The sequence below is a fragment of the Coprococcus sp. BIOML-A2 genome (assembly GCF_009875795.1).
Lineage (GTDB): Bacteria > Bacillota > Clostridia > Lachnospirales > Lachnospiraceae > Coprococcus > Coprococcus aceti.
This window is the reverse complement of record NZ_WWSI01000002.1, coordinates 1-16,680: the sequence shown is the minus strand read 5'-3', so window position 1 is coordinate 16,680 and position 16,680 is coordinate 1. Positions and strand designations below refer to the sequence as shown.

The following is a 16,680-nucleotide window of genomic DNA, read 5'->3' as shown; positions in this document are numbered from 1 at the left end:
CAGCGCCGGGTGGCGGGGTTATGCGCAAACAGACATTTTCGTTGAAAAAGATACAATTTTGTGATATTTCTCGAAGGAATTTACGAAAAGCACACAGGCTTGCAAAAGCTTGTGTGCTTTTCTCTTTTTTCGGCTCAAAAAGATACAATCGTCAAACTTGCAGCCAGCTAGCGTCCTGAGCATTCTCTTTCCTCTTGATTTTTTAACAAATTAATACGTTTTATAGTAAAACAACCTTGTAATGTAGTTTTGAATACTATATAATATGTCGTGTTGATTCAAAATCAACTGTTTATATGCGGTATTACACACTGCATAAACAACACATACTGCACAAAACAGCACATGCTGCGTAAACAATGCATACTGCATACACAGCACGTACAACTGTTGGAATATGTCAATTTGTGAACGGTATTTATGAACAGCTTTTTCGCACAGCAGTTCCTGTGCGTGCTCCAACTAATATAAGAGGTGTCTATATGGATAAAAAGACAAATATTAAAGACATAATATCAATGGCCGGTGGCCTTGATTATATAAACCCTAAGGATATTCCTTCCATTGACCTGTACATGGATCAGTTGACCACCTTCATGGAGGATCAGCTTGGAAAGAACAGGCGCAATGACGAGGACAAGGTGATGACCAAGACCATGATCAACAACTACACAAAGAACAATCTTCTGCCATCGCCTAACAAGAAGAGATATTCTAAGCAGCACCTTATACTGCTCATTTATATATACTACCTGAAGAACATGCTCAGCATCAACGATATACAGACTCTGCTTGAGCCTCTTATAGATGGTTATTTTGATTCCAACAAGGACGGAAAGGATATTTCTGATATATACGCCCACTTGTATGAGCATCTATCCCAGCATTACGGTGACATCATCAAGGATATCGTGAGAACAGCCAACAAGGCTGATGCCATGTACGATCCTGAGAAGGACTCCTATCTCCACGATCTCAGCATGATCTCACTTCTCTCAGTTGATATATATGCCAAGAAGAAATATGTGGAGCATCTGGTAGACAAGCTCAGACAGGAATCTGAGGAAGATGCCAAGGCGAAGGCTAAAGCCCAGGCACAGAAAGCCAGAGAGCAGGCAGCAGCCAAAGCCGCAAAGGCTAAGCAGCCACAGGCAAACGCCGCAGCCGAGGGCAAGAAAAAATAGTCAGCTTACGCACAACCAACAAGTATTGCGACCAGATTTCACAGGACTCCAGCCTGTAACACAAATAAAACCCCTGAACGATAAAATGTAATCGTTCAGGGGTTTTGTCTGACTACTTGTCGGTTTTCTCGTTGCTCTGCTTGTCATTCTGCTGGAAGCTCTTCATTCTTGAAAATACAAGCTCATATCCGTCCTTGCCATAATTCAGGGATCTGTTGACCCTGCTTATCGTGGCTGTGGATGCTCCGGTCTTCTCCGCAACCTCCAGATATGTGTTGTCTTCCTTCAGCATCTTGGCCACTGCAAAACGCTGTGCTATAGATAACAGTTCATTCACCGTGCATACATCCTCAAAGAAATTAAAGCACTCCTCTTCTGTCTCCAATGTAAGTATTGCCTCAAACAGATCCTGTACTGCCTCTGTATGTACTGTTTTTCCCATGTCTAAGCTCCTTTTTGACTTTCACGACTTTAGCGTGATAAAGTAATATATACTATATACCACTTTCTTATAATTTGCAATCTTTTTTGATCCAGACTGAAAGGCCTCTTCTGTTGACATAGAACTCGCCACAGCCCTCGTCATCTATCTTGATGTCATACTTGGCATTACCCATGACATCTGCAAAATGTGCTCCCGCAAACTGTCTGCCCACATACATTCTCTTGGTGCCGCCCATTCCATCGGACATGACAACCGCAAGTCCTGAATCCTTGTGCTCCTCGTCGCCCTCTCTGGTCCATCCAACAACCTCGCTGTGATCAAAGTAGTCGTGCTGAGTTCCGTATGCATATTTCTTTCTGAGCTTGAGCAGCTTATTCAGTATCGTCTTCTTAGACTTTACCTTAACCTGTGGTATTCCCGCATAGTCGCCGATATACAGGCACGGATAGCCCTGCTCTCTGAGCAGTATGACCGCATACGCCAGAGGCTTGAACCAATCCTCAACGTACGATTCCAGAACTCCTCCGACCTGGGATTCGTGGTTATCTACAAATGTAACAGCCTTCTCCGGATTGCTCATCATAAGCGAACCCTTAAGCAGATCTGCCATGTTATACTCTCCATCTGCCACAGATGCATCGTGGAAATTGAAGTGCAATGGCACATCGAACATGGATGCCTCATTGTCTGTGGCCTTGATATAGCCATTCAGATATTCTGTATTCCAGTGCCAGAAATCACCGACAGCAAATATGTCCTTATGTACATATTCCGGAGCCTCATCTGCGCCCTTCTTTTTAGCGGCTACAGGGACATCAGATGTCGCTTCAATAAAATCCTTCACAAACCATGCAGGGATAGCCTCCGCCTCCTGGAATCTGAATCCGTCCACATCAGTGGTCTTCTCGTACCACTGAGCCCACGCCATGAGCTCGTCATACACTTCCTGATTGTAGAAATCAATCTCGCTTCCAATTATATAATCATACTTGGAATATTCCTTGTCCGCCTCGTCATAATCCTTGCCCTCAAGAGCGCACACACGCTTCTTGAATTCTTCCTGCTTCCAGTCTATTCCCGCAAAATGCTTCCAGTTCCACTTGAACTTGGAATACTTTGACTTTCTTCCAGGGAATGTAAACTTTGAAAGTGCTCCCACAGTCTTCTTATTGCCGATCATCTGTGGAATATCTTTGGTGTTGAAGTCGGCTGCTGTAACCTTCTCTATCCTGTCAGCGCCGAGCTTCTGTCTGACCGCAATGTCCGCATAGACATTTATCCCCTGATCCTTCATAGCCTTTATAGCAGCTATATACTCATCCTTAGTTCCATATCTGGTTCCAACTGAACCCTTCTGGTCAAACTCTCCCAGATCATACAGATCGTACGGAGCATACCCCATATCTTCTTTGCCCTGTGCTCCCTTTGTAGCAGGCGGAAACCATACAGCCGTAGCCCCCATCTTCTTCAGAACCGCAGCGTCCTCTGCTGCCTTTTTCCATAAATCCTGGCTGTCGGTCGTATTCGCTGTAAAATACTGTACCAAAAGTCCGTTATCCTTCATCTCAATACCTCCGTTATTGGCTTTTAATCACCCTTATAAGTCATTATATCAAATCTGAATATATGAGTAAAGACCGACAAATAACAAAAAACATGCCCGCAGACTCCCCTTACCGGAGTGCCTGCAGGCATGCCAAAGACACTATGTACTGTAACGTATATATCTCGGATTACACACGCTGATCCATGCATGTATACACCACAGCTTATAGCTGTATTACATATTCTTGATTCTCTCTATAGCCTCAACTGTATTCTCATAAGTTCCGAATGCAGTAAGTCTGAAATATCCCTCACCGCTTGGTCCGAAGCCTGAACCTGGGGTTCCGACTACATTTGCATTCTCAAGCAGATAATCGAAGAAATCCCATGATGACATGTTGTTCGGTGTCTTAAGCCAGATGTATGGCGCATTTACACCGCCTGATACAGTGTAGCCTGCATCCTTAAGTCCCTGTGAGATAACCTTTGCGTTGTTCATGTAGTATGCGATCTGAGCCTTTGTCTGAGCCTTGCCCTCGTCTGAGTACACTGCGTCTCCTGCTGCCTGAACAATGTATGGAGCGCCATTGAACTTTGTTCCATGCCTTCTTGCCCACAGGCTGTGCATTGACACGCCATCTGCGTCCTTCAGATCCTTTGGAACTACAGCATAGCCAAGACGTGTTCCTGTGAATCCTGCGTTCTTAGAAAAGCTCTTGAGCTCGATAGCGCATGTCTTTGCGCCCTCGCACTCATATATTGTATGAGGAACATCCTCCTCGCTGATATATGCCTCGTATGCAGCATCGTAGATGATGACTGCTCCGACCTTATTTGCGTAATCTACCCACTCCTGAAGCTGATCCTTCTTGATCGTTGCTCCTGTAGGGTTGTTTGGGAAACACAGATATATGATGTCAGGTATCTCCTTTGGAAGCTCTGGCGCAAAGTTATTGTCCGCAAGACATGGCATGTAAATTACATCGCTCCACAACTCTGTGTTCTTGTCGTATGTTCCTGTTCTTCCTGCCATTACATTTGAATCAACATATACAGGGTATACAGGATCACATACTGCGATCTTGCTGTCTGCTGTAAATATCTCCTGGATATTTGCTGAGTCACTCTTTGCCCCGTCGCTGACAAATATCTCATCAGCAGATATGTCCACGCCTCTGTCAGCATAGTCGTTCTTTGCTATGGTGTTTCTGAGGAACTCATAGCCGAGATCAGGAGCATATCCCTTGAATGTCTCCGCAACTGCCATCTCGTCTACAGCCTTGTGAAGGCGCTCTATGATAGCCGGTGCAAGTGGCTGAGTCACATCACCGATACTGAGTCTTATAACCTTCTTGTCAGGGTGTGCTGCGCTGTACTCTCTCTGCTTTCTTCCAACTGTTGAGAAGAGATAACTTCCCGGAAGCTTTAAATAATTTTCATTTGCCTTAAACATATCTTTCCTCCTAATATATATCAGTCCAGCCTTCAAATACTTCCCTTGCCGGTCCTGTCATGTACATAGTTTCATTCTGCCTGTCGTAATCAATATCCAAAGTTCCTCCGAGCAATGAGACCTTTACCGAATCTCTCGTCCTGCCGGCAGCTATCCCCGCCGCCACAGCCGCACACGCGCCTGTACCGCACGCAAATGTCTCGCCAGAGCCGCGCTCCCACACTCGCATCCTCATATGATCTTCGTCAACGATCTGGACAAATTCTACATTTGTCCTGTTCGGGAACATGGGATGCACTTCCATCTCAGGCCCCAGAGTCTCCATCTGGCAGACATATATATCATCCACCCACACAACCGCATGGGGATTGCCCATGGATACCCGGACAAAATCCACGGTTTCATCAGGCAGAACAGCCATCTCGACAGCCGCACCTATATCCGGTCTGCCCATATCCACACATACCGCAACCACTCTTCCATCCTGCAGAATACATCTGAGCCGTTTTATACCCGCCTGTGTCTCCACAGTAAATTCCGTCTTCTCCGTCATTCCATGGTCGTATACATACTTGCCAAGGCATCTTATGCCATTTCCACACATCTCTGCCCTGCTGCCATCCGCATTGTATATATCCATATTAAAATCAGCCCTGGCCGAAGGTCCTATAAGTATCAGTCCGTCGCCCCCAATGCCCCTGTGCCTGTCACTGACAAGCCTGGCTAAGATCTCCGGATCATATACCTTTTCTCTGAAGCAGTTCACGTACACGTAGTCATTTCCAAGTCCTTCCATCTTCGTGAATCGCAATAGAAAGCCTCCCTCTTGATCTGTTTTAAAAACAATCTGAATTATCCAGTATCATATATGCCATCTCGACTATATTTATACCGTTATCCATGCTCTTCTTTTGCAGATATCTGTGAGCGCCCTGTTCATCATACTCAAAGTCGTGCATAAGCTTGAGTTTTGCCGCCTTGATGACCTTCTTCTCTTCCTTGGTTCTCTCCTTCGGCCTGGACTTTCTCTTTTTTCTCTCCCACAGAAGATTCTCTATTGTGAGACTTACGGTATTCACAAAGTCCATGGACTTTATCGGCATAGACAGACATACCACGCCGCTGTCCCGGACTTCCTCATAATTCTTCTTGCTGCTGAGCACGATCATGTCAAAATATTTCGGAATATAATTCTCAAGATCTGAATACATCATATCCAGGAATTTATATCCACATATTATGACTCCATCGTCACACGCATCCGCAGCCTGCGCCGCCTGGGCTCCGGTTGTACACACCTTTGTAACACTTATACCATTGCGAATGAGCAGGTTTTTTATACTCTTTGCTTCCTCTATTTTCGGAAAAACTATTATAACATTTACCAAATCAAAGCCCTCTCAATCGTGTATGTATAGCTATTATCAAATATATAGGTAAGCAGACCTTTCGCTCCGCTTACCTATACTACTCATCATTTTATATTGTTCGTGTATAAGATCAGACTTTGTACAGATAGTTTGAAATCTCCCAGTCTGTAACCTGTCTTGTGTACTCATTCCACTCATCCATCTTGGCACTTGTATATCTCTCGAAGATGTGTGAACCAACTGCCTCCTTCATGAAGTCGCTCTCGCTCATGGCAAGAGTTGCCTCTCTGAGGTTTGCAGGAAGGCTGTGGATATGACGTGCCTTCTTCTCCTCTGCAGTGAGGTTGAATATATTTGTATCTACACTTGGTGGAACTGGAAGCTGACGCTTGATTCCGTCAAGTCCTGCTTTAAGGCATACTGCCATGGCAAGGTATGGGTTAGCTGTTGGATCCGGACATCTGAGCTCAACTCTTGTTCCTGCACCACGTGCACTTGGAATTCTGATAAGTGGACTTCTGTTCTTTGCTGACCATGCGATGTAAATAGGAGCCTCATAGCCTGGAACAAGTCTCTTGTATGAATTTACAAGTGGGTTGGTGATGGCTGTCATCTCCTTCATATGCTCCATGATTCCGGCGATGAACCAGTAAGCCTCCTGGCTAAGTCCGAGCTTATCGTTCTCATCTGCAAATATGTTCTTGCCATCCTTCTGGAGCGACATGTTCATATGCATACCTGAACCGCATACGCCATACTTTGGCTTTGGCATGAATGTTGCGCAGAGACCATGTCTCTTGGCAATAGTCTTTACAACCAGTTTGAATGTCTCGATGTTGTCGGCGGTTCTCAAAGCCTCACCGTACTTGAAATCTATCTCATGCTGTGCAGGAGCTACCTCATGGTGTGATGCCTCGATCTCAAATCCCATCTGCTCAAGAGTAAGAACCATATCTCTTCTCGCATTCTCACCGAAATCCAGTGGTCCGAGATCAAAATAGCTTGCTCTCTCGTATGTGTTAGTTGTAGGCATTCCGTTCTCATCTGTCTGGAAGAGGAAGAACTCACACTCAGGACCTACATTCATAGTGTAACCCATCTCTTTTGCCTCAGCCAGAGCTCTCTTAAGTACATATCTTGGATCGCCCTCAAATGGTGTTCCATCAGGCTTATATACATCACATATAAGTCTTGCAACCTTTCCCTGCTGTGGTCTCCAAGGGAATGTCTCATATGTATCATAATCAGGATACAGATACATATCTGACTCCTCAATTCTCGCAAAGCCCTCTATAGAAGAACCGTCGAACATGATCTTGTTGTCAAGTGCCTTCTCTATCTGGCTTGAGGTTATCGCTACGTTCTTAAGGTCACCAAAAATATCTGTGAACTGAAGTCTTATAAACTCAACATCATCTTCTTTGACCTTTTTCAGTATGTCTTCCTTTGTGTATTTTCCCATCGTTATACTCCTTTTCTACACATTGTTTGATCCTCTGCATGTAAATACCTATGAGTTTTTCTCATAGCTAGAGTTATAATAAACTTTGACAGAACTTTTGTCAACACAGATGAACGGTTGAGCAAATGTATATTCTGTCATAATTCTCTATCGAAGATCTCTCTTCCTGAATGTCAACCACGTTGCCACTATCATCACCGCGCCATACGCAGCGGCCACTGCCAGGGATATTCCCGCGTGACTCCAGTCTATATCGACCTGACTCATCTCCCTCACAGAGCTGAACGGCATATAGCCCAGTATTTTCTCCAGAACATCCGACTGGAACAGCACAGGCATGATCTGCACGCCGAGATCCGCCAGGAAAAACAGCAGCAGATTCACGGATACGGACGCTGCCTTGGACGTCAGCGCAAATGCAAGGAATACGCATGTCATATATAACATCGTAAGCACAAAGCCCTCGCACACTATCGATCTCAGCATATATCCCGCCACATTCAGGGTAAATGCCTTTCCAAAGCCTCCACAAATGCATCCTCCTATGGTATATACAAGTATGTCCTCAAAAGAGAGTATCCATATCGCCACTATATATACTATGATCTTCGAAAACATTATATGTGCCCTGCTGTGTCCCTGGGCTATCGCACACTGGATATCCCTGGACTTGTAATCGCTGGTGATGAGCGACGCCGCAATAAATCCAAACAGCATGCCGGACACCGAGCTTCCAGAAAACGAGCCCAGCAGATACTGGAACTGAAAATCCCCCGTGAGTTCCATTCCGAGAATATCTCCAACCAATCCCACCGAGATCAGATATATTATATCCTGGACAAAGAAAACTATCAGGCACACCCTGAAGCCCAGGCTCTTATACAGCTTATAAAATTCAGCCGACAACAGTTCACGCATAATGAGCACCCCCTATCCTATGAATAAAGTAGTTCTCAAGGCTCTCCTCCTCGAGATGGTACTCACTGACAAACACCCTCTCATTGTAGAGAACCCATGCCAGCTCGTCTGAGTTTACCGGCTGGTCCACGATTATCTCATCGCCATTCACATACACATTCACTATATTGTATCTCATAGCAAGTATATCAAGAACCTTCTTCACATCATTGGTGCGCAATCTCAGTCTCCTGTGGCACTTCGCGTCAAGCTGCGCTGCAGAGAGGCAGTCTATGATCTGTCCTCTGTCTATCATTATGTAGTCCGTTGCCAGCTCGTGAAGCTCTGTGAGTATATGGCTGGATATAAGTATCGTCACACCAAATCTCTGATTTATCTGCTTGAGAAGATTTCTTATCTCAACTATTCCAACCGGATCAAGTCCGTTTATCGGCTCATCCAATAGCAGGAGATCCGGACCTGACAGCATGGCACAGCCAATCGCCAGCCTCTGCTTCATTCCCATCGAATAATTCCTAAACTTCTTCTTGCCAACGCCCTGCAATCCAACATTTGCTATGGTCTGCTCGATGAGCTTGTCGTTCTTTATCCCCCTCAGCTTCATATTAAGCTTTATGTTGTCTACAGCATTATAATTGTCGTGCAGTCCGGCATGTTCGCACACCGTTCCTATCCTCTTTCTGGCATTCACCAGCCCCTTGCTGTCACTGGCGCCAAATAATTCTATCTCTCCCTCGTCAGGAAACAACAGACCATTGATATGATTGATCAGGGTAGTCTTTCCTGCCCCGTTCTGTCCTATAAAGCCATATATCTTCCCCCTTTCAAGAGATATATTGACATTGGACAAAACAGTATTCTTTCCAAATGTCTTCGTGAGTCCGCTTACTCTCACAACATTCTCTGCCATTTATCCCCCACCTTTCTGTCCTCATAAAATACGCCTACAGGAAATAATATTCTATGAATTTACACAAAAACCCGTCATCCAGCACATAGCTGAACAACGGGTCCTTTATATACTTATCAATGATAAGAATTAATCCTGAACGTATGGTAATATTGCGATCTGTCTAGCTCTCTTAACAGCAATTGTGATTGCTCTCTGATGCTTAGCACATGTTCCTGTGATTCTTCTTGGAAGGATCTTACCTCTCTCTGAGATATACTTTCTGAGTGCGTTTGAATCCTTGTAATCGATCACAGCCTCTTTATTAGCACAATACTCGCAGACTTTCTTTCTTCTACGGATATTTCTTCTCTTCATTGGAGCGTCAGCTCTATCAGTCTTATTGTAAGCCATTGTATTTACCTCCTATTTTACTTGAATGGTAAATCGTCCTCAATACCTTCCGGTATACTCATGAAGCCCTCAGCTCCTGCATTGCCAGGTGCCGGTCTTCCTGCTGGCTGATATCCACCGCCTGATGCCTGTCCGCTTGCAGCCTTGCTCTCAGCAAACTCCTGCTCCTCAACAACAACATCAGTTGTGTACACCTTGTTACCATCCTTATTCGTATAGCTTCCAGTCTGGATTCTACCTGTTATAGCAATCTTCGTTCCCTGCTTCAGGTACTTCTCTGCAAACTCAGCGCTCCTGCCAAATGCAACGCAGCCGATGAAGTCTGCACTCTGGTCGCCATTTCTATTGAATCTTCTGTCTACAGCCAATGTGTATCTTGCAATAGCCATCTGGCCATCACCTGTGTTTGACTGTGAATATCTAACTTCCGGGTCTCTTGTGAGACGACCCATCAATATTACCTTGTTCATTATAGAATACCTCCTATTACTCGGCGTCTAATCTAACGCAAAGATATCTAAGAACTGATTCCATAATACGAATGTTAGCCTCAAGCTGAGCTGGAACTCCAGCCTCTGCATCAAACTGAATGAAGTAGTAGTATGCTTCGCCCATCTTCTGAATCTCGTAAGCAAGCTTCTTGAGTCCACACTCGTTAACTTCTGTAATTGTTGCGTTAGCCTTCTCAATATAAGACTTAACCTTATCAACTACAGCTGTTCTGGCTTCCTCATCAATCTTTGCACTAACAACTAAAGTTAATTCATATTTGTTCATTACATTGCACCTCCTTATGGTCTCTGGCCCACAGTCATCTGTGAGCAAGGAAAATATGATTAATACATCACAAGTTCAGATACTATCATATTTTTCCAGCCAATTCAAGCATTTTTTCTATGATCATCCCAAAAATTCTGTGGCATGCTTTCTCGACCACAAAGGGAACATGCTTCTCTGGCATCTGTAGTTCTCTCTCTGCTCCACGCTCACCGCGCTGAAGAATGTTCTCCACATATCTGTGTAATCATCCTCCATATATTCTGCACTGCCCAGCGTCTCCATCTCCTGATCTGTAAGCCGCCTCACATACATATCCGAATCCACCGGATGCACCACGGCGTAACGTCTGCCATCATCCACTATCAGCCAGTATTCTGACGGCATCCTGTCCGCAAAATGACTGGCGACAAGAAGCGCAACATCGTCCTTTGGTTCTATATGACATACATACACCCGCCCCTGGACAACAGTGAATCTGGCTATCTCCCTGAATAGATGTGCCTCGTTGCTCACACTCCGCCCAAGCTCCATGATACGCATCACCTCCGGACTTATGAGCATATGTTCCACCTTCCGCCCCTCGGCAAATGCCAGTATCAGATATCTGTACACAGTATCCAGTGCATCCTCCTGATGCGACAATAGTGCATTGAATACGTTGCGGTACACCAGCCAGGATACCTTCTTCACAGACCGGGTAAACTTCTGCACCTTGTCCGCATCCGGCTCGACATGTATATAGTCAGCGAACATATCCAGTTGTTCCACAGGCTCCTTCATAAGCATCACATGGTCGTGTCCGACCTGCAGTGCCATACTCCACGCCTCATATATGCATGTAGCCATATCGTCATATCTGTCTCTGCATGTGAAAACCTTCATATTGTCCATAACTTCCACCTTCACGCCTTCATTCCTATATCAAATAAAGTCATCTGTCTATACTGTTCATTGCCGTGTGATGCCTGCCAGTTCTCTCCCCGGCTCAGATCCGTCATCTCCCTGACAATGTAATCCCTCTCTATAGGGATCCTGTACATCATACGTCCGCCACACGTTATAAAATAATGTGCTCTCTTAAGCACCACCCCCATCTTCTTCAGATTATCGAAATCCAGACTTCCGTATCTGCGGGCTCTCACTATCCTGCCCGCCGACTTCGGCCCTATGCCGGGAATCCTGAGAAGCAGATCATACGGTGCCGTCTGCACCTCCACCGGGAACTGGTCAAGATGTCTCACTGCCCAGTTGCACTTCGGATCCATTCTCTGATCGAGGTTCGGCTCGTTCTCAGACAATATCTCCTCAGCGTGGAATCCATAATATCTGAGCAGCCAGTCCGCCTGATACAATCTGTGCTCACGGAGCAATGGAACCGCCGTATCCAGCGCAGGGAGTGCCGAGTCCTCGTTGATCGGTATATACGCGGAGTAGAACACACGCTTCAGATCGTATCGCTGATACAGTCTCTGGGCTGTGTGTATGAGCGTGTAATCCGACTCTCCGCTGGCTCCAACTATCATCTGTGTGCTCTGTCCCGCCGGGGCAAATGCCTGTCTCCTGTCTGTATCTCCAAACATGACAGGGAGGGGCGAAGAGGCAGCACCGATGTCTCTTTTATCAGAGGTCATTCCATCTGTGAGTGCCTCTGCTGCTGACATCTGCAGAGCACCATGTCTTTCCTGCCCTGCCAGCTCTGCTTTGTATGCGGTCAGATCCTTCTGCAGATTCTTCTCGTTGAATATGCTTCCAGTAAGGTATCTGTTGATACCGCTCCTCTCCATACGCGCAGTCTTGCCCACCGCCAGTCTGTGGGATTCTATAGTGCTGGTCAGCTTGCCCATGGGATCAAGTATGGTGCCAAAGCTCTTGTTCGGGGCAAGCTTCTTCAACCCCTCCTCAGTCGGCAGCTCCATATTAACACTTATCCTGTCCGCTAAATATCCCACCATGCTTATAAGCTCATCCGATGCCCCCGGAATGGTCTTCACATGGATATATCCATTGAACCTGTACTTCGTCCTGAGAAGATACAGAGTCTCACACATCCTCTGCATGGTGTATGTCGGATCCCTGAGCACTCCAGAGCTCAGGAACAACCCTTCTATATAATTCCTCTTGTAGAACTCTATGACCAGATCGCACAGCTCCTCCGGTTCAAATGTCGCTCTTGGCACATCATTGCTTCTGCGGTTCAGACAGTACTTGCAGTCATATACACAGTGGTTCGTCATAAGGACCTTAAGCAGCGATATACATCTTCCATCCGCTGCAAAGCTGTGACATATACCACATGATACACTGTTGCCCAGGGCTCCCTTCTGTCCCTTCCTGTCCACTCCACTAGATGTACATGCCACATCATACTTCGCCGCATCCGCCAGTATATTCAGTTTTTCCTTCGTTGTAAGTCCTGTAATTATCTCGTTCATGCATAATATTATACGAACATTTGTTCGGTATTGCAAGAGGTAATTTCTGGTTGCCGGTTAAAGCATAATATTACTTATGGATGGCGCAGACAAAAAAAGACCAGACACACTCTGAACGAATGTATCCGGTCTTCTCTATGCGAAAGGCTCTGGACTATGACAGTTCCTTTCTTCTATATGATCCTAAGCTATATCTTAGAGCTGTGGGCCTGCTGCAACTAATGCCTTACCTGCTGCATTACCCTCGTACTTAGCAAAGTTCTTCTGGAATCTTGCTGCAAGATCCTTAGCCTTTGTCTCCCACTCTGAAGCATCAGCGTATGTGTCACGTGGGTCAAGGATTGCTGGATCTACGCCAGGAAGCTCTGTTGGAACCTCGAAGTCGAACATAGGGATCTTCTTTGTAGGAGCCTCATTGATAGCACCGCTGAGGATTGCATCGATGATTCCTCTTGTATCCTTGATTGAGATTCTCTTGCCTGTTCCATTCCATCCTGTGTTGACAAGGTATGCCTTAGCACCGCTCTTCTCCATCTTCTTAACAAGCTCCTCTGCATACTTTGTAGGATGCAGCTCGAGGAATGCCTGACCGAAGCAAGCTGAGAATGTAGGTGTTGGCTCTGTGATACCTCTCTCTGTACCAGCAAGCTTTGCTGTGAATCCTGACAGGAAGTAGTACTGTGTCTGCTCTGGTGTAAGGATTGATACTGGAGGAAGTACTCCAAACGCATCTGCTGAAAGGAAGATTACGTTCTTTGCAGCTGGTGCTGATGATATAGGTCTTACAATGTTCTTGATATGATCTATTGGGTAAGATACACGAGTGTTCTCTGTTACGCTCTTATCAGTGAAATCGATCTTGCCGTTTGCATCAAGTGTAACGTTCTCAAGAAGAGCGTTTCTCTTGATAGCGTTGTAGATGTCTGGCTCTGAATCCTTGTCAAGGTCGATAACCTTAGCATAGCATCCACCCTCGAAGTTGAATACGCCGTTGTCATCCCAGCCGTGCTCATCATCACCGATGAGGAGACGCTTTGGATCTGTTGAAAGTGTTGTCTTACCTGTTCCTGAAAGGCCGAAGAAGATAGCTGTGTTCTCACCGTTCATATCTGTGTTAGCTGAGCAGTGCATTGAAGCCATTCCCTTAAGTGGAAGGTAGTAGTTCATCATTGAGAACATACCCTTCTTCATCTCTCCGCCGTACCATGTGTTAACTATAACCTGCTCATGGCTTGTGATGTTGAATGCTACACATGTCTCTGAGTTAAGTCCTAACTCCTTGTAGTTCTCAACCTTAGCCTTTGAAGCATTGTACACTACGAAATCTGGCTCGAAGTTCTTAAGCTCTTCCTCAGTTGGCTTGATGAACATGTTTGTTACGAAATGAGCCTGCCAAGCAACCTCAACGATGAAACGGATAGCCATACGAGTATCAGCATTTGCTCCGCAGAATGCATCAACTACGAAAAGTCTCTTGTTTGAGAGCTCCTTCTTTGCAAGATCCTTAACTGATGCCCATGTCTCCTCTGTCATTGGATGGTTATCGTTCTTGTACTCATCTGATGTCCACCATACAGTGTCCTTTGAGTTCTCATCTACTACGATATACTTATCTTTAGGTGAACGGCCTGTATAAATACCAGTCATAACGTTAACTGCGCCGAGCTCACTAACCTGTCCCTTCTCGTATCCCTGAAGGTCAGCCTTTGTCTCTTCCTCGAATAACAATTCATATGAAGGATTGTGTACGATCTCTGTTGTGCCTGTAATGCCATACTTAGTTAAATCAACTGTTGCCATTTTTCTTAACTCCTTTTCTTTAAATGTATTTCATTGATAGGTGCATGTCGCCTGTACCCTGCCGGCACCGCAACTATACAGCACTCAATAATCTGAAAATAAATATGAACACTTTCTCTCATATTCAGTTGAAAGTATACCCAATTAGTCAAAATAAATCAATATGATTATTGAGTTTTTTTTGTAGTTTACAGAAACTTCTCATTTATAATCTCAATTTTATATTTATTACTTGCATAACCTAAGATAATGAGCTTCCACGTCTCTTCTCAAGAAATTTTGACTTCACTATCAGAATATCACCTGTCTGTATCTCCAGATCACCTGTCGGCAGTATAGACATATTATCCCTGAGTACCATATATATATTCACACCATACTCCTCCGTAGCCTGGAGTATGGTCCTGCCGCAAAACTTGCTCACATCATCTACGAGCAGTTCTCCAATCTCGTCCACATCAACAACTTTGGACTCCTCGTTGGCATTGTTCTGATACTGTTCTACAAATCCGGCGCTTATGATACCTGTAGGTATCGCTACCAGCAGAACTCCCATAAATGCTATGACTATCGCCATGCATTTGCCCAGCAGCGTGATCGGGTAAATGTCTCCATACCCCACGGTAAGGACTGTCGATACCGCCCACCATATGCCGCTGAAGGCGTTGCTGAACACTCCCGGCTGTGCGGCATGCTCAGTGCTGTACATACACAGGCTGCTCGCCATCATCAGTATAAATATGATGAACATGGACGATATGATCTGTCTGCTCTTTCTCAGCAGGACCATCTTGATGACATTGAAGCTGTCGTACTTTGAATTGATCCTGAAAAGATGGAATATACGGATCACCCTGAGCATCCTGAACGCCACGAAGCCAGACAGAAAGAACACTGGTATGATCGTGAGCAGATCCACAACTCCGTCATATGATATGAGGAACTTTCCTATAGCCTTTCCTCTGGTGCATGTGGGATACAGGAAATCCGCCGTCCATATGCGGAGAATATACTCAACACAGAATATGCCTGTAGTCACCCACTCGATAACACTCAGCAGCCCATAATATGGTTCAAGCTGATCGTAGGTCTGCAGGAACATCACCGATATGTTCGACAATATGACACCCACTATGAATATGTCAAATGCCCTGCTCGCCAGATTGCTTTTGTCCCCTATCTGTATTATGTCAAATATTTGCTTTTTGAGTTTTGTCTTGTTTACCGCCATTGCTCTCCTCTTATATATCTATTTGTCCTTGAGAATGTCCATCATCTCATCTATCATCTCTTCGTCCTGAAGCCTGAACTTGATCTCCACGCGTCTCGACGCTGCCATGTCCACTGCTTATGATGCCGTTGCTCTCCGTCAGACAGTACTTTGCCACTGAGAACGCTCGCTGCTGTGAAAGTTCAAGATTGTATATGTAGGAACCATTCGTATCCGTGTGTCCCTCTATGATTATCTCCGAAACGTATTCCCTGTAATCATCGCGCAGAAGCACACTGCAGTACTTCGGCAGGAACTGGTTGATGGTAAGCATACACGAATATACCACCCGTTATGGCAAACATACACACACTTATAATCGCCCTATCTCCTATCATAATTAAAAAGAGGCTGTTTTACCAGTTGAAATACTTACTCCTTTACCTGTTATTTACATATTTATGCGGGATTTACATGTTTTTACAAGGCTCTGTGCATACCGCACAAATGGCCATTTTCTTTTTGTGCACTTTGAAAAATGTGTCATAAAATCTTTAAATTTTGAAGATTTTATTTTGCAAAACGTTTTTTTTCTGTACATATTCTGTTCATATTTTGTGTATATACTGAACTCAGTTGTCCAAGAGAAAGTAATTTACTCTTAGTTGTTTAAGTTGTTGTTTAAAAAAGAACCGCCTAGCATGATATGCCCCCTGTCAAGTAGACAGGTTAAATATCTAAAATGAGGTGCTGATGAACGACCGTACAAAATGTGCGG

At 45.0% G+C, this 16,680-nt stretch carries 17 protein-coding genes; 1 reads left to right on the top strand and 16 read right to left on the bottom strand.

Annotation, left to right across the window (positions count from 1 at the left end):
• The first annotated feature begins 482 nt into the window (after nucleotides 1-482).
• Nucleotides 483-1,184 carry a DUF1836 domain-containing protein gene (locus tag GT575_RS04085; protein WP_055143830.1) on the top strand — a complete coding sequence of 234 codons (702 nt, stop codon included), beginning with the start codon at nucleotides 483-485 and terminating at the stop codon, nucleotides 1,182-1,184.
• A gap of 112 nt (nucleotides 1,185-1,296) precedes the next feature.
• Here the strand turns inward: GT575_RS04085 and GT575_RS04080 are convergent, their stop codons facing one another.
• The 16 genes from GT575_RS04080 to GT575_RS04005 form a co-directional block, all read right to left on the bottom strand.
• On the bottom strand, nucleotides 1,297-1,626 hold the full coding sequence (locus GT575_RS04080; RefSeq protein WP_015533300.1) for a YerC/YecD family TrpR-related protein: 330 nt from the start codon (nucleotides 1,624-1,626) through the stop codon (nucleotides 1,297-1,299).
• A gap of 67 nt (nucleotides 1,627-1,693) precedes the next feature.
• The gene (locus tag GT575_RS04075) at nucleotides 1,694-3,193 is read right to left on the bottom strand and encodes an alpha-amylase (RefSeq protein ID WP_015533301.1); all 1,500 of its coding nucleotides are present in this window, start codon (nucleotides 3,191-3,193) and stop codon (nucleotides 1,694-1,696) included.
• 216 nt (nucleotides 3,194-3,409) lie between these two features.
• Nucleotides 3,410-4,627: an LL-diaminopimelate aminotransferase gene (locus GT575_RS04070; protein ID WP_161171548.1), complete on the bottom strand. Its 1,218-nt coding sequence runs from the start codon at nucleotides 4,625-4,627 to the stop codon at nucleotides 3,410-3,412.
• A 10-nt stretch (nucleotides 4,628-4,637) separates the two neighbouring features.
• On the bottom strand, nucleotides 4,638-5,438 hold the full coding sequence (dapF, locus tag GT575_RS04065; protein WP_055143828.1) for a diaminopimelate epimerase: 801 nt from the start codon (nucleotides 5,436-5,438) through the stop codon (nucleotides 4,638-4,640).
• A gap of 25 nt (nucleotides 5,439-5,463) precedes the next feature.
• Nucleotides 5,464-6,015: an ANTAR domain-containing response regulator gene (locus GT575_RS04060; RefSeq protein ID WP_022216613.1), complete on the bottom strand. Its 552-nt coding sequence runs from the start codon at nucleotides 6,013-6,015 to the stop codon at nucleotides 5,464-5,466.
• 112 nt (nucleotides 6,016-6,127) lie between these two features.
• Nucleotides 6,128-7,459 (bottom strand): type I glutamate--ammonia ligase, encoded by a 1,332-nt coding sequence (gene glnA, locus GT575_RS04055; RefSeq protein WP_118649319.1) that lies wholly within the window; start codon nucleotides 7,457-7,459, stop codon nucleotides 6,128-6,130.
• 147 nt (nucleotides 7,460-7,606) lie between these two features.
• The gene (locus GT575_RS04050) at nucleotides 7,607-8,377 is read right to left on the bottom strand and encodes an ABC transporter permease (protein WP_161171547.1); all 771 of its coding nucleotides are present in this window, start codon (nucleotides 8,375-8,377) and stop codon (nucleotides 7,607-7,609) included.
• A complete protein-coding gene (locus GT575_RS04045; RefSeq protein ID WP_022216614.1) occupies nucleotides 8,370-9,287 on the bottom strand; it encodes an ABC transporter ATP-binding protein in 918 nt (305 codons plus the stop codon). Before GT575_RS04045 ends, GT575_RS04050 begins: the two co-directional genes overlap by 8 nt.
• Nucleotides 9,288-9,416: 129 nt before the next feature.
• Nucleotides 9,417-9,680 carry a 30S ribosomal protein S18 gene (gene rpsR / locus GT575_RS04040; RefSeq protein WP_015533306.1) on the bottom strand — a complete coding sequence of 88 codons (264 nt, stop codon included), beginning with the start codon at nucleotides 9,678-9,680 and terminating at the stop codon, nucleotides 9,417-9,419.
• Nucleotides 9,681-9,697: 17 nt separating this feature from the next.
• Nucleotides 9,698-10,150, bottom strand: coding sequence for a single-stranded DNA-binding protein (locus GT575_RS04035; RefSeq protein ID WP_022216615.1), 453 nt, complete (start codon nucleotides 10,148-10,150; stop codon nucleotides 9,698-9,700).
• A gap of 16 nt (nucleotides 10,151-10,166) precedes the next feature.
• The gene (rpsF, locus tag GT575_RS04030; RefSeq protein WP_015533308.1) at nucleotides 10,167-10,457 is read right to left on the bottom strand and encodes a 30S ribosomal protein S6; all 291 of its coding nucleotides are present in this window, start codon (nucleotides 10,455-10,457) and stop codon (nucleotides 10,167-10,169) included.
• Between the two features lie 123 nt (nucleotides 10,458-10,580).
• Complete coding sequence (locus GT575_RS04025) at nucleotides 10,581-11,351, bottom strand: TIGR03915 family putative DNA repair protein (protein WP_330375961.1); 771 nt, start codon at nucleotides 11,349-11,351, stop codon at nucleotides 10,581-10,583.
• Nucleotides 11,352-11,362: 11 nt separating this feature from the next.
• Complete coding sequence (locus tag GT575_RS04020) at nucleotides 11,363-12,892, bottom strand: putative DNA modification/repair radical SAM protein (protein ID WP_055279807.1); 1,530 nt, start codon at nucleotides 12,890-12,892, stop codon at nucleotides 11,363-11,365.
• Nucleotides 12,893-13,087: 195 nt separating this feature from the next.
• Nucleotides 13,088-14,692 carry a phosphoenolpyruvate carboxykinase (ATP) gene (pckA, locus tag GT575_RS04015; protein WP_004849399.1) on the bottom strand — a complete coding sequence of 535 codons (1,605 nt, stop codon included), beginning with the start codon at nucleotides 14,690-14,692 and terminating at the stop codon, nucleotides 13,088-13,090.
• Between the two features lie 241 nt (nucleotides 14,693-14,933).
• Nucleotides 14,934-15,923 carry an ion transporter gene (locus GT575_RS04010; RefSeq protein ID WP_055223667.1) on the bottom strand — a complete coding sequence of 330 codons (990 nt, stop codon included), beginning with the start codon at nucleotides 15,921-15,923 and terminating at the stop codon, nucleotides 14,934-14,936.
• A gap of 46 nt (nucleotides 15,924-15,969) precedes the next feature.
• Nucleotides 15,970-16,236 (bottom strand): OmpA family protein, encoded by a 267-nt coding sequence (locus GT575_RS04005; protein WP_022216619.1) that lies wholly within the window; start codon nucleotides 16,234-16,236, stop codon nucleotides 15,970-15,972.
• Between the last annotated feature and the right edge of the window lie 444 nt (nucleotides 16,237-16,680).